The sequence below is a fragment of the Defluviimonas salinarum genome (assembly GCF_026013545.1).
Lineage (GTDB): Bacteria > Pseudomonadota > Alphaproteobacteria > Rhodobacterales > Rhodobacteraceae > Albidovulum > Albidovulum salinarum.
On sequence record NZ_JAPDOG010000002.1, the window covers coordinates 262,794 to 275,533 of the forward strand.

Here is a 12,740-nt window from a genome sequence, read left to right on the forward strand (position 1 = left end):
TCAAAGATTTTCTCTCCCCAACGCAATCGTGACGCTACACTCAGGCGAGATGCGGCCGGAACGCAGTGACAACTTCCTCGTAGACCGCGCGTTTGAAGGGCACGATCGCAGCGAGCATCTCGTTCGCCGTCACCCAGCGCCATTCGGAGAATTCCGGATGCTCGGTCGCAATGTCGATCTGGTCGTCGGTACCCTTGAAGCGGAACAGGAACCAGCGCTGTTTCTGGCCACGGAACCTGCCGCCCCAGACCTTCCCGACCAGGTGACCGGGAAGGTCGTAGGTCACCCAGTCCGGCGACTTGGCGACGAACTCGACGAGATCCTCGGGGATCCCGGTTTCCTCCCGCAGCTCCCGCAAAGCCGCCTTGCGCGGCTTTTCGCCATCGTCGATCCCGCCCTGCGGCATCTGCCAGGCCGGGATCTCGCTGTCCTTGCGCTGGCCGGCGAAGATCCGGCCCCGCGCGTCGATCAGGACGACGCCGACGCAGGGCCGGTAGGGCAGGCGCGCAATCGCCTCCGGCGTCATTCAGCCGCCGCGATGGCCGAGAGCCCCTTGAGGATGTCGATCGCATAGGCGAGCTGATAATCCTCCCCGCGCAGCTTGGCGGCGGCCTCGGCCTTCTTCTGCTCCTCCTCGAGCATCCGGCGCTCGTCCTCGGTCATCGAATCGTTGGAGATCGCGCCGCGCAGGTCGGCCTCGGAGCGGCTGCGGCTCGCGGCCGAGCTCTCGGCTTCCGCGCTTTCTTCCGGCTTCGCCTGCGGCTGTTCGACGACGATGTCGGGCGAGATGCCGAGCGCCTGGATCGAGCGGCCCGACGGCGTGTAGTAGCGCGCGGTGGTCAGCCGCATCGCGCCCTCGCCGCGGAGCGGGATCACCGTCTGGACCGAGCCCTTGCCGAATGACTTGGTGCCGACGACGATGGCGCGGCGGTGGTCCTGCAGTGCGCCGGTGACGATCTCGGAGGCTGAGGCCGAGCCGCCGTTGATCAGCACGACCATCGGCTTACCATCTGCCAGGTCACCGGGCTCGGCGTTGAAGCGTTCGCTGTCCTGCGGGTTGCGGCCGCGGGTGGAGACGATCTCACCCTTGTCGAGAAAGGCGTCGGAGACCTCGATCGCCTGGGTCAGCAGGCCGCCCGGGTTGTTGCGCAGGTCGAGGACGATGCCGTTGACCTTGTCGATGCCGCCGGCTTCCTCGACCGCGGTCTTCAACCCCTCGGCCATGTTGTCGTAGGTCTGGTCGTTGAACGTCGTCACGCGCAGCACGACGGTCGTGCCCTCGAGCCGGCCGCGTGCCGCGGTGAGCTTGATCGTGTCGCGGATGATCGAGACGTCGAACGGCTCGTCGGTGCCTTCGCGGGCGACGGTGATGACGATTTCCGAGCCGACCGGCCCGCGCATCTTGTCGACCGCCTGGTCGAGCGTGAGGCCAAGCACACTCTCGCCGTCGACATGGGTGATGAAGTCGCCGGCCTGGATTCCGGCGTCGAAGGCCGGGGTGCCGTCGATCGGCGAGACGACCTTGACGAAGCCCTCCTCCTGCGTGACCTCGATGCCGAGGCCGCCGAACTCGCCGCGGGTCTGGACCCGCATGTCGTCGAAGGCGTCCGGCGCGAGGTAGCTCGAATGCGGGTCGAGCGAGGTCAGCATGCCGTTGATCGCGGCCTCGATCAGCTTGCCCTCGTCAACCTGCTCGACATATTGGGCGCGGATCCGCTCGAAGATGTCGCCGAAGAGGTCGAGCTGTTCATAGACCGAGCCGCCGCTGCCGGATTCCTGCGCGACCAGGGGGCCCGCCACCTGCGTCGTCAGCACTACGCCGGCAAGCGTGCCGCCGAGCGCGGCCATCACGAATTTCCTCATCGCTCAGTCTTTCCTTGTCTCAATGAACCAAGGGCCGGGGTCCACGGGCTCCTTGCCCTGTCTCAACTCTATATAAAGCGTTTCCGTGCGCACTTCGCCACCGGTTTCCTTGGACTCGGCGTCGGTGAGCCCTTCACCGGGCGCCGCGCCGCCCATGAGGCCGATCGGCGCGCCGGCTTCGAGCACGTCTCCGGTATCCCCGTAAACGGTGCCCAGCCCGGCAAGTACCAGAAGATAACCCGATGCCGGCTCAACGATCATCACATTTCCGTAGTCGAGCAGCGGGCCGCGGTAGCGGATCGTCGCCGGCCAGGGCGCTGTGACCAGAGCGCCGGGGCTGGTCTCGACAAGGATGCCGGGGCGGCGGATGCCGGCGGCGTCGGCCGCGCCGGCGCCGCGCAGGAGTGTGCCGCGCACCGGCAGCGGCAGCGCGCCCTTCGCGCCGGCGAAATCGTCCATCGGCGCGCCGATATCGGTCTCCATCGCGGCGAGCCCGTTCGCGAAGGCGTCGAGGCTGTCGGCGCTCGCCACCAGCGCGGTCACCTCCTCGGGATCGTCAAGGAACCGCTGGGGAAGGTCGGTGCGGTCCTGGATCGCCTTGCTGAGCGCGGTCCGCGCGCCCTGCGCACCCGCGAGGCCCTTGGCCAGCATCTCTGCCGTCTCCGACTGGAGCTGCCGGAGGTGCGCAAGTTCGGCGAGCTGGGCGGCAAGCGCGTCGGCCTCGGTCTCCAGCGCGGGGGCGACGGCGGAGAGGATCATGCCGGATCGCGCGGCGCCGACCGGACCGTCGGGATGCAGCAGCAGGAGCGGTGCCGAATCGCGCTCCATCGCCGACATCACGCCGAGAAGCTGGCCGATCCGGTCGCGCTTGGCGTCGAAATCGGCGGCGATCTCCGCCTCCCGCAGCGAGGCACGGCGGAGCGTGTCGCGCAACGAGGCAAGCCCGTCCTCGTAGGCCTGGATCGTCCGGGTGAGCGCGGCCACCCGGTCGCGCGACCCATGAGCAGAGTTCAATGCCTCAATCGCGCCGCGCAGGTTCTCCGCGGCCTGTTCGGCTGCCGGGACCGCGGGATCCTCCGCAGAGGCGGCGGGGGGCAGGCCGGGCGCAAACGCAAGCGCGAGGAGGAGGGCGGGCAGCCTCATGCGCGTTCGATGAGTGTCCGGCCGGTCATCTCGGGCGGCAGGTCGAGGCCCATCAGGTCGAGCAGCGTCGGCGCGAGGTCGGCGAGGCGGCCGTTACGGAGCGTCACGCCCTCCGGTCCGCCGACCAGCACGACCGGCACCGGGTTCGTCGTGTGCGCGGTGTGCGGCCCGCCGGTCTCGGGGTCGATCATCATCTCGCAATTGCCGTGGTCGGCGGTGACGATCATCGCCCCGCCGGCCGCCTCGAGCGCGATCATCGCGCGGGCGAGGCCGCGGTCGACCTCCTCGACGGCGGCGATCGCGGCGGAGAGATCGCCGGTGTGGCCGACCATGTCGGGATTGGCGTAGTTCACCACGATGAGGTCGTAGCCCCTGCCGAACGCGGCGACGAGCGTGTCGGAAACCTCGGGGGCCGACATCTCGGGCTGAAGGTCGTAGGTCGCGACCTTGGGCGAGGGGGCCATGTGGCGGTCCTCGCCCTCCTCCGGCACTTCCTTGCCTCCGTTGAGGAAGAAGGTGACGTGGGGGTACTTCTCGGTCTCGGCGATGCGGAACTGTTTCAGCCCGTGCACCGCCACCCAAGCGCCGAGCGTGTTCGCGACCGGGCGCTTCGGGTAGGCCGCGGCCATGAAGGCGTCGTGGGTCTTGGAATAGTCGACCATGCCGAGGATCGCGCTCCAGTGCGGGCGGATGCCGCGCGCGAAGCCTGCAAAGTCGTCCTCGCCCACGGCGAGCAGGATCTCGCGGGCCCGGTCGGCGCGGAAGTTGAGGCAGAAGAAGCCGTCGCCGTCCTTCGCGCCCTGGTAGCCGTCGATCACCGTGGCCTGGATGAATTCGTCGGTCTCGCCGCGCGCATAGGCGGCGGTGACGGCCTCGGGCGCGGAGGCGGCGGTTAGACCTTCGGCCTTCATCATCGCGGCATAGGCGCGCTCCACCCGGTCCCAGCGGTTGTCGCGGTCCATCGCGAAATAGCGCCCGGTCACGGTGCCGACCTTCGCGCCTTCGGGCAGGCGCGCGACTAGGTCGGCGACGAAGCTGTCGGCCGATTTCGGCGCGACGTCGCGGCCATCGGTGACAGCGTGGAGCACCACGGGCACACCGGCGCCCGCGATCATCTCGCAGGCGGCGAGGACATGGTCGATATGGCCATGGACGCCGCCGTCCGAGACCACGCCCATCAGGTGCGCGGTGCCGCCATCGGCCTTCAGCGTCTGGATGAAGGCCGCGATCGCGGCATTGGAGAAGAACGAGCGGTCCTCGATCGCGAGGTCGATCTGGCCGAGATCCATCGCCACCACCCGGCCTGCGCCGATATTCGTGTGGCCGACCTCGGAATTGCCCATCTGGCCCGAGGGCAGCCCGACATCCGGACCGTGCGTCACCAGTCGCGCGTTCGGGCAGGAGGCCATGATCCGGTCGAAGGCCGGGGTCTGGCCGAGCGCGACCGCGTTGCCCTCGGTCTCGGCGCGCAGGCCCCAGCCGTCGAGGATGCAGAGGACGACGGGGCGGGGGTTCGGCATTGACGGCTCCTTCCTCTTGTGCCGCACCTTCTAGGACGGCGTGGGCGCCTCCGCAACAGGGCGCGGGCAAGGCCGCCGCCTCCCGGCGGGTCGGGTGGTCCCGTTCTGATTGGGGCCGTGATCAGCGCTGCGCCCGTGCCGTCCTCTGAAATCGGTCACGGGCGGCGCGGCGCAGCGTGTAGAGATCGGCGCCGATCGACTTGGCGACCGGCACGGAGCCATCGCGATAGGCGATGTTCGCGGCCTCTGCATCGCTCGCGTCAAGAAGTTCCGCGACAGTTTCGGCTGCAGCGAGGAGGTCCTCGTAATCCTCCGCCACGCCGGTGACCAGCCCGGCATCCTCCTCCGGCAGGTCCCGGTCCCGGGCAAAGGTGCGGCGGAAATCGGCCAGGCTTTCGCGATTCAGGCCGATGCGGTTCGTAAGCCGCCGGAGGTCGCCGGAATTCGCGCTGCCATCAGTGCGCTCATAGGAGTTGTAGCCGCCATAGGCCGCGAGGATCGACATGCTCTGGTGCCACATCAGTTCGCGCATCGCGTAGTCGAGCGTGTAGATGGTGTCCATCCGGCGCTCGTCGGCACCGAGCATCCGCGCGGCTTCCTTCGCGTCTTGTGCCGCGGCGGGCTCGAAAGGTGCGGCGAAGGCGGCGAGGAGGCAGAGGGCCGGCAGGATCCGGCGCAAGCGAAGATCTGGGGTCATTGTCGCGTTCCTTCCTTTCCCGCAGCCTACCACGCGGGCGGAAAGGGAAGAAACCGCTGCTCAGACCCGGTGATAGGGCGCGCCGGCGAGGATCGAGGCGGCGCGGTAGATCTGTTCGGCCAGCATCACCCGGACCAGCATGTGCGGCCAGACCATCGCCCCGAACGAGATCGCCTGGTCCGCCTCGGCGCGAAGGCCCGGCGCGAGCCCGTCGGCGCCGCCGATCAGGAAGGCGACGTCCTGCCGGCCGGCGTCGCGCCAGCGCGCCAGCATCTCGGCGAAATCGGGAGAGGACATGGTGCGGCCGCGTTCGTCCATGATGGCGAGAAGGGCGCCCGCGGGAACCGCGCGGCGCAGGAGCGGCGCCTCGGCCTCCATGCCGCCGCCCTTCCTGTCCTCGACCTCGTGAACGGAAACCGGGCCGAGGCCCAAGGCCCGGCCCGTCCTGTCGAACCGTGTCAGGTAGTCATCGACCAGCGCACGCTCCGGTCCGGCCCGGAGCCGGCCCACGGCGCAGATGTGCAGGCGCATCAGTTCTGGCGCGAGGCCAGTCCCGCGCCGGCGGGCATCCACATCTTCTCGAGCTGGTAGAACTCGCGCACTTCCGGACGGAAGACGTGAACCACGACGTCCTGGCTGTCGATCAGCACCCAGTCGCCGGCATCCTTGCCTTCGATCTTGCAGTTGCGGCCGAACTCGTGCTTCAGCCGTTCTACCAGCTTCTCGGCGATCGCCGCGACCTGGCGCGAGGAGCGCCCCGAGCAGATCACCATGTAATCGGCGACGGAGGACCGCCCGCGGAGATCGATCGTCACCACGTCTTCGGCCTTGTCGTCATCGAGGGAGGAGAGAATCCGGGCGAGCAGAACGTCGCTCTGGATCTCGGTGGGCTCTGCCGTCATTGGCACCGGCCCTGCGGCCTGAGACGCGGCCGCCTTTGCAGTATGAAACAGGACATCGTCCTCCTGGGATGTGCGCCGACCCGACCCCGGCGCTGGTCATGATCCCACGGTAGCATCGCGGGGGGGAAAGCTCAATGACGGCCGGCCCAGGGGTCAGCTTCCGGTGTCGGGGCGTGGCCGGATGGTCTCGGTCCGCAGTTCCGAGCCCTTCAGCACCGTGACCTCGCGCTGGGGGAACGGGATCGAGATCCCGTGTTTCTTGAACGCGTCCCAGAGCGCCAGATAGACATTGCCGCGCACATTGGTCAGCCCCTCGACCGGATCGGAGATCCAGAAGCGCAGGATGTAGTCGACCGAACTGTCGCCGAAGCCGGTGATGTGGCAGACGGCGGGCCGGGAACTCAGCACGCGTTTCACCGAATGGGCCGCCTCGATCGCGATCTTGCGCACGAGATGGGGATCATCGCCGTAGGCGGTGCCGAAGAAGAGGTCGATCCGGACGAACTGGTTCGTATGGGACCAGTTCACCACCTGGCCCGTGATCAGGTCCTCGTTCGGGATCAGGTATTCCTTGCCGTCGCGGGTGACGACCGAGACGTAGCGCGCGCCGAGTTCCTCGATCCAGCCGAAAGTGTCACCGAGCGAGATGACGTCGCCGGGCTTGATCGACTTGTCGAGCAGGATGATCACGCCCGAGACGAGGTTCGACACCACCTTCTGCAGGCCGAAGCCAAGGCCGAGGCCGATGGCGCCCGACAGGACCGCGAGCCCGGTCAGATCGAACCCCACCGCCTTCAGGCCGATGAAGAAGGCTGCCGAGTAGAGCGTGATCTGCAGGAACTTCACTGTCAGCACGCGCATCGAGGGGCTGATGTCCTCGTTCGCGCCGATCCGTCTCGCGGCCGTGTGCGACGCCGTGCGCGCGGCGATCACCAGCAATGCGGTGACGATGGCCGCCTTGAGGATCGCCAGGACGCTGAGCTTGAAGTCGCCGAACTCGATCGAGATGTCGTCGAGCAGGATCGCCGCCTCGTCGACGAGGCCGAGATAGTAGATCGTGGCGTAGATCGTCAGGCCCCAGACCGTCAGCCGCCTGAGGGAGCGGTTGCGCACCACCTGGGCCGCGATGCGGATGAAGAGCCACGCCGTGGCGATCGTCGCGGCCAGCGTGAGCAGGTAGCGGCGCGACGGGAAGGTGTAGATGAGCGAGAACGCGCCAGAGGCGAGCCAGCAAAGCGTCGCGAAATACGCCAGTGCCATCCGGTTGCGCAGCACGATAAGCCAGCGCAGTTGCCACTTCGGCCGGCCCTCCAGCGACCGGATCCAGTCCTCGAACTTCGGACCGATCTGGCGGTCCAGAAGCCAGGCCAGGGCAACGCAGCTGAGGATCGTGGCCAGCTGGCCGAGCTGGTTCGGCAACCACAGGAGCCGCAGGTTGAGCCAGAGCATCGACCACAGCTCTTCGAGGCCGGACAGGATCGTTTCGTATTCGCCTTCCATCTGGCCCTTTCCCTGGTCCTGCCTTCTTGTGCCAGCATCGCGGCGGCGGTGGCAAGGCTCGCGCTTTCGCTTGCGGGACTCGGGGCCAAAGTGTATCTCCTGCGCGCATGAAGCGCATTTTCGACATGGATGACCGTGCGCGCCTGCCCTGGCGCTTCTTCGGAGCGACGCTCAGCGTGCTTGCCCGCGCCTGATCGCGCGCGCGGCGCAAACAGTCACTGCCCTTCTCTCAACAGTTCAACGGGAGCGGACCGATGTCCCCCAAGACCCTCTATGACAAGATCTGGGATGCACATGTCGTCGACACTCAGGACGATGGCACCTGCCTTCTCTATATCGACCGCCACCTCGTCCACGAGGTGACCTCGCCGCAGGCCTTTGAGGGCCTGCGCATGACCGGCCGCAAGGTGCGGGCGCCGGAAAAGACCATCGCGGTGCCGGACCACAACGTGCCGACGACGCTCGACCGCGAGAAGGGGATCGAGAACGAGGAAAGCCGGATCCAGGTCGAGGCGCTCGACAAGAACGCCAGGGATTTCGGCATCAACTACTACCCCGTCTCCGACATCCGCCAGGGCATCGTCCATATCGTCGGTCCCGAACAGGGCTGGACCCTGCCGGGCATGACCGTGGTCTGCGGGGATAGCCACACCGCGACGCACGGCGCCTTCGGAGCGCTGGCGCATGGCATCGGCACGTCGGAAGTGGAGCATGTGCTCGCCACCCAGACGCTGATCCAGAAGAAGTCGAAGAACATGAAGGTGGAGATCACCGGCAAGCTCAGGCCGGGCGTCACCGCCAAGGACATCACCCTGTCGGTGATCGGCGCGACCGGCACCGCCGGCGGCACCGGTTATGTCATCGAATACTGCGGCGAGGCGATCCGCGACCTGTCGATGGAAGGCCGCATGACTGTCTGCAACATGGCGATCGAGGGCGGCGCGCGGGCCGGCCTGATCGCGCCGGACGAGAAGACCTTCGAGTATGTGAAGGGCCGGCCCCACGCGCCGAAGGGCGCGCAGTGGGAAGCCGCACTGACCTGGTGGAAGACGCTCAAGACCGACGAGGGCGCGCATTTCGACAAGGTCGTGACGCTGAAGGGCGAGGACATCGCCCCGGTCGTGACCTGGGGCACGAGCCCCGAGGACGTGCTGCCGATCACCGGCGCCGTGCCCTCGCCCGAAGACTTCAAGGGGGGCAAGGTCGAGGCCGCGGCGCGGTCGATCGAGTACATGGGCCTGACGCCGGGCCAGAAGCTGACTGACATCAAGATCGACACGGTCTTCATCGGCTCCTGCACCAACGGCAGGATCGAGGATCTCAGGGCGGCCGCCGAGATCCTCAAGGGCAAGAAGATCGCCGCCGGGATCCGGGCGATGGTCGTGCCGGGCTCCGGTCTCGTGCGCGCGCAGGCGGAAGAGGAAGGTCTGGCGCAGATTTTCATCGACGCCGGGTTCGAATGGCGGCTCGCGGGCTGCTCGATGTGCCTTGCGATGAACCCCGACCAGCTTTCGCCGGGTGAACGCTGCGCGGCGACCTCGAACCGCAACTTCGAGGGCCGTCAGGGCCGGGGTGGGCGCACCCATCTGATGAGCCCCGCGATGGCCGCGGCGGCGGCGGTTACGGGGCACCTGACAGATGTACGGGACTTCATGCTAACCCATGCCTGAAGTGCAACGTACGAGGAGCGGTTTTCGATGAAGGAATGGCTGAAATATCTGCTGCTGGGTGTTCTGTCGGTCGTGTTCGGCGTGATCGTCCTGGGCAATACCTTCGCGGCGTCCCTGGCGGTCACTACACTCACAGGTGTCGTGTTCCTCGTCAGCGGCGCTTTCCAGATTGTCGGCGGATTCTCGGCAGAGGGCACTGCCAGCAAGTTCTTCAGCGTCCTTCTCGGAGCGCTGATGGCCTTCCTGGGGGTGTCCTTCCTCTTCAACCCGCTGGAAGGCTTGATCTCGCTGGCGTTTCTGATCGTGATCCTGCTGATCAGCAGCGGGATCGTGCGGATCGCCTTTTCTTGGCGTATGCGGGACACGCGGTTCTTCTGGCCAATGCTGATTTCAGGCGCCCTTTCGGTGCTGCTCGGCGGCTACATCCTCGCGAATTTCGCCACCGCTTCGGTCAACATCCTCGGGATCCTTCTCGGTATCGAACTGCTCTTCAACGGGGCGGGGTTCGTCGTGATGGCGTTCTTCCTCCGCGCGATGGGCGGAAGGCTCAAGTAAAACACTGAACCGGAACGCGGGCGGGGCCCGGTTCCGACGGAGACAAGCATGGACAAATTCACAACCCTGACCGGGATCGCTGCGCCGATGCCACTCGTGAACATCGACACCGACATGATCATCCCCAAGCAGTTCCTGAAGACGATCAAGCGGTCAGGGCTCGGCAAGAACCTCTTCGACGAGATGCGCTACAACGCAGACGGGTCGGAGATCGAGAGCTTCGTGCTCAACCAGCCGGCCTACCGCGACGCGCAGATCCTCGTCGCGGGCGACAACTTCGGCTGCGGCTCCTCGCGCGAGCACGCCCCCTGGGCGCTGCTCGACTTCGGCATCCGCTGCGTGATCTCCACGAGCTTCGCCGACATCTTCTTCAACAACTGCTTCAAGAACGGCATCTTGCCGATCGTGCTGCCCCAGGACGCCGTCGATGTGCTCATGGGGGATGCCCGCAAGGGCGCCAACGCGCGCATGACCGTGGACCTTGAGGTACAGACCGTGACGAGCTCCGACGGGCAGAGCTTCGGCTTCGAAGTGGATGCGTTCCGCAAGCATTGCCTGCTGAATGGACTCGACGATATCGGCCTGACGCTTGAAAAAGCTGCGGCGATCGACGCGTTCGAAAGCAGTGCGGCGCAGGCTCGCCCCTGGGTGTGAACCCATTGTCAACACGATGAAATTTCGGCCGCCCTCTTGGGCGGCCTTATTTTTGAACCATTCTCGGCGGATTCTTGCTCATGAAATGATGCAATGTCGCACCACTTGCACCACGAAAAGGTCCGAAAGCCTTGGTCTACCTCATCATTGGTTGTTGTGGAGGTCGATTTGGGCAAGAATCGGTCACAATTGAGGCCAAGCGCCACGATTGGCGGAGTGACGCCGATCGCAAGGCGAGGCAAAGAACCGGCTTCAGCCGGACAGGGGACGTAGGGCAGTGATTTCGCAGCTCACAGGTGCGCTGGTGCGCGCAGTGTTGATAATGGTGCTAGTGGCGACGCCCTCGCTCATGCTGCCCCATGTGAGTAGCGACACCACGCAAATCGTTGCCCTGGTTGCCCTTTTCGCTGCGGCTCTGACCTTCTTCGAATATGCCTCGACCTATCCCGGAGTAGTGGAATTCCGCGATGCGCCGCCGTTCAACCGGCTGCGGTTCCTGTCGCTCTTCGCGACGGTTCTCCTCCTCTCGACCCTCGTGCGCGGCCAGAGCCAGCCGACGACCCTGACGACGTTCATCGAGGTGCTCGGCAGCCGCCTCGGCGAGGCGATCGATGTGCCCTACAGCCCGGTGCGTCTCGTGGTGCTGATGCTGCCCGAGGACATAAGCCTCGAACATCTGCAGTTAGTGCGCACGGCGTCGGGGATCAGCTACATGATCTCGCTCCTGACGCTGATCGCCTTCGTCGCGTCGATGCGGGTGATTGGCTGGCCAGCGCGGATCGGCACCTTCAATGTCTGGATCAACCTGCCGACATTTGATCCGACCCGCGGCGGCGATGTCGTCAGCCGGCTTCAGCGCGACGCACGTTTCAACATCCTGCTCGGCATCCTTCTACCGTTCCTCGTTCCCGCGGCGGTGAAGCTCGCGTCGCTGGCCTTCTCACCGGTGACGCTCCAAAGCCCGCAGACCCTGATTTGGACGATGAGCGCATGGGCTTTCCTTCCTGCTTCCCTCCTCATGCGCGGCATCGCGATGAGCCGTATCGCCGGGATGATCGCCGAGAAGCGAAAGCAGAACCACATGGCTGCCGAGGCCGAGCTGCTTCCCGTCTGATCGCCGCTGCCGTCGCGGCCACGTTCACCACGATGCCGGCGAAGTCCGAGACGCTGCGGATCGCGACCTTCAATGCCGAGTTGACGCGCGAGGGGCCGGGGCTTCTCCTGCGCGATATCCTGACCGGCGCGGACCGCCAGGTCGAGGCCGCCTCCGAGGTGATCGCGACGGCGGCGCCGGACGTGATCCTGCTGGCCGGGTTCGACTATGACCTCGACGGGGTCGCGCTTGAGGCCTTCGCGCAGCGGATCGCGGCGCATGGGATGGCTTATCCGCATCATTTCGCCCTCAGGCCGAATACCGGGCGGGCGAGCGGCATCGACCTCGACGGTGACGGCAAACTCGGCGGGCCGGGCGACGCACAGGGTTTCGGCCGGTTCGCGGGCGAGGGCGGAATGGCGGTGCTGTCGCGCCTGCCGATCGAAGCGTCCACCGCGCAGGATTTCTCCGCCTTCCTCTGGCGCGACCTGCCCGAATCCCTGATCAGTGGCGCGGCGCTTTCCTCTGACGCGGCCGCGATCCAGCGTCTCTCGACCACCGGGCATTGGGCGGTGCCGGTGACGCTCGCCGATGGGCGGTCGCTGACGCTCCTTGCGTTTCACGCGACGCCGCCGGTCTTTGACGGGCCGGAGGACCGGAACGGGCGCCGGAACCATGACGAGGCGGCGTTCTGGCTGCGGTTCATCGACGGCGAGTTGCCGTTCGCGCCGCCGGCCGCGCCATTCGTGATCCTCGGCGACGCCAACCTCGACCCGGTGGACGGCGACGGTCGGGCAGGCGCACTCGAGGCACTGCTGACGGATCCGCGGCTTCAGGATCCGGTGCCGTCGAGCGCCGGTGCGGTCCGTGCGGGAGCAGAGCAGGGGGGCGCAAATGCCGCTCAACGAGGCGATCCCAAGCTCGACACAGCCGACTGGCGCGACACGCCGGGGCCGGGGAACCTGCGCGTCGACTATGTGCTGCCGTCCGCCGACCTCGCGGTCGCTGGCTCCGGCGTCTGGTGGCCGGCGCCGGAGGAACTCGGTTCCGCCGAGGCCGAGGCCGCCTCGCGCCACCGTCTCGTCTGGGTCGATGTCGAACTTCCCTGAAGCCGGGCCACGACGTAGCTCTCAGGATTTCCGT

The 12,740-nt window shown here is 66.7% G+C and carries 13 protein-coding genes; 5 read left to right on the forward strand and 8 right to left on the reverse strand.

Translation table 11 applies throughout. The features are described 5' to 3' along the window. Positions 1-40: 40 nt before the first annotated feature. The 8 genes from OM960_RS03590 to OM960_RS03625 form a co-directional block, all read right to left on the reverse strand. Positions 41-526 carry an RNA pyrophosphohydrolase gene (locus OM960_RS03590; protein ID WP_263335561.1) on the reverse strand — a complete coding sequence of 162 codons (486 nt, stop codon included), beginning with the start codon at positions 524-526 and terminating at the stop codon, positions 41-43. Continuing rightward, a complete protein-coding gene (locus tag OM960_RS03595) occupies positions 523-1,863 on the reverse strand; it encodes a S41 family peptidase (RefSeq protein ID WP_263335560.1) in 1,341 nt (446 codons plus the stop codon). Before OM960_RS03595 ends, OM960_RS03590 begins: the two co-directional genes overlap by 4 nt. 3 nt (positions 1,864-1,866) lie before the next feature. Further along, complete coding sequence (locus OM960_RS03600; RefSeq protein ID WP_263335557.1) at positions 1,867-3,006, reverse strand: murein hydrolase activator EnvC family protein; 1,140 nt, start codon at positions 3,004-3,006, stop codon at positions 1,867-1,869. Continuing rightward, the gene (gene gpmI / locus OM960_RS03605) at positions 3,003-4,526 is read right to left on the reverse strand and encodes a 2,3-bisphosphoglycerate-independent phosphoglycerate mutase (protein WP_264771087.1); all 1,524 of its coding nucleotides are present in this window, start codon (positions 4,524-4,526) and stop codon (positions 3,003-3,005) included. The genes OM960_RS03600 and gpmI overlap by 4 nt, the downstream gene beginning before the upstream one ends. Positions 4,527-4,647: 121 nt before the next feature. Next, the gene (locus OM960_RS03610) at positions 4,648-5,223 is read right to left on the reverse strand and encodes a hypothetical protein (RefSeq protein WP_264771088.1); all 576 of its coding nucleotides are present in this window, start codon (positions 5,221-5,223) and stop codon (positions 4,648-4,650) included. Positions 5,224-5,283: 60 nt separating this feature from the next. Next, a complete protein-coding gene (gene rlmH, locus OM960_RS03615) occupies positions 5,284-5,754 on the reverse strand; it encodes a 23S rRNA (pseudouridine(1915)-N(3))-methyltransferase RlmH (protein WP_264771089.1) in 471 nt (156 codons plus the stop codon). Beyond that, positions 5,754-6,125 (reverse strand): ribosome silencing factor, encoded by a 372-nt coding sequence (rsfS, locus tag OM960_RS03620; protein ID WP_263335551.1) that lies wholly within the window; start codon positions 6,123-6,125, stop codon positions 5,754-5,756. The genes rlmH and rsfS overlap by 1 nt, the downstream gene beginning before the upstream one ends. Positions 6,126-6,278: 153 nt before the next feature. Beyond that, entirely contained in the window at positions 6,279-7,625 is a 1,347-nt protein-coding gene (locus OM960_RS03625; protein WP_263335549.1) for a mechanosensitive ion channel family protein, read from the reverse strand. Between the two features lie 254 nt (positions 7,626-7,879). On the opposite strand from OM960_RS03625, the gene leuC reads away from it, so the two are divergent. The 5 genes from leuC (at position 7,880) to OM960_RS03650 (ending at position 12,706) form a co-directional block, all read left to right on the forward strand. Further along, the gene (leuC, locus tag OM960_RS03630; RefSeq protein WP_264771090.1) at positions 7,880-9,295 is read left to right on the forward strand and encodes a 3-isopropylmalate dehydratase large subunit; all 1,416 of its coding nucleotides are present in this window, start codon (positions 7,880-7,882) and stop codon (positions 9,293-9,295) included. Between the two features lie 27 nt (positions 9,296-9,322). Beyond that, positions 9,323-9,850, forward strand: coding sequence for an HdeD family acid-resistance protein (locus OM960_RS03635; RefSeq protein WP_263335546.1), 528 nt, complete (start codon positions 9,323-9,325; stop codon positions 9,848-9,850). Between the two features lie 48 nt (positions 9,851-9,898). Beyond that, the gene (leuD, locus tag OM960_RS03640; protein ID WP_263335544.1) at positions 9,899-10,504 is read left to right on the forward strand and encodes a 3-isopropylmalate dehydratase small subunit; all 606 of its coding nucleotides are present in this window, start codon (positions 9,899-9,901) and stop codon (positions 10,502-10,504) included. 277 nt (positions 10,505-10,781) lie between these two features. Beyond that, the gene (locus tag OM960_RS03645; protein ID WP_263335542.1) at positions 10,782-11,618 is read left to right on the forward strand and encodes a hypothetical protein; all 837 of its coding nucleotides are present in this window, start codon (positions 10,782-10,784) and stop codon (positions 11,616-11,618) included. A gap of 32 nt (positions 11,619-11,650) precedes the next feature. Further along, on the forward strand, positions 11,651-12,706 hold the full coding sequence (locus OM960_RS03650) for an endonuclease/exonuclease/phosphatase family protein (protein WP_264771091.1): 1,056 nt from the start codon (positions 11,651-11,653) through the stop codon (positions 12,704-12,706). Positions 12,707-12,740 lie beyond the last annotated feature (34 nt).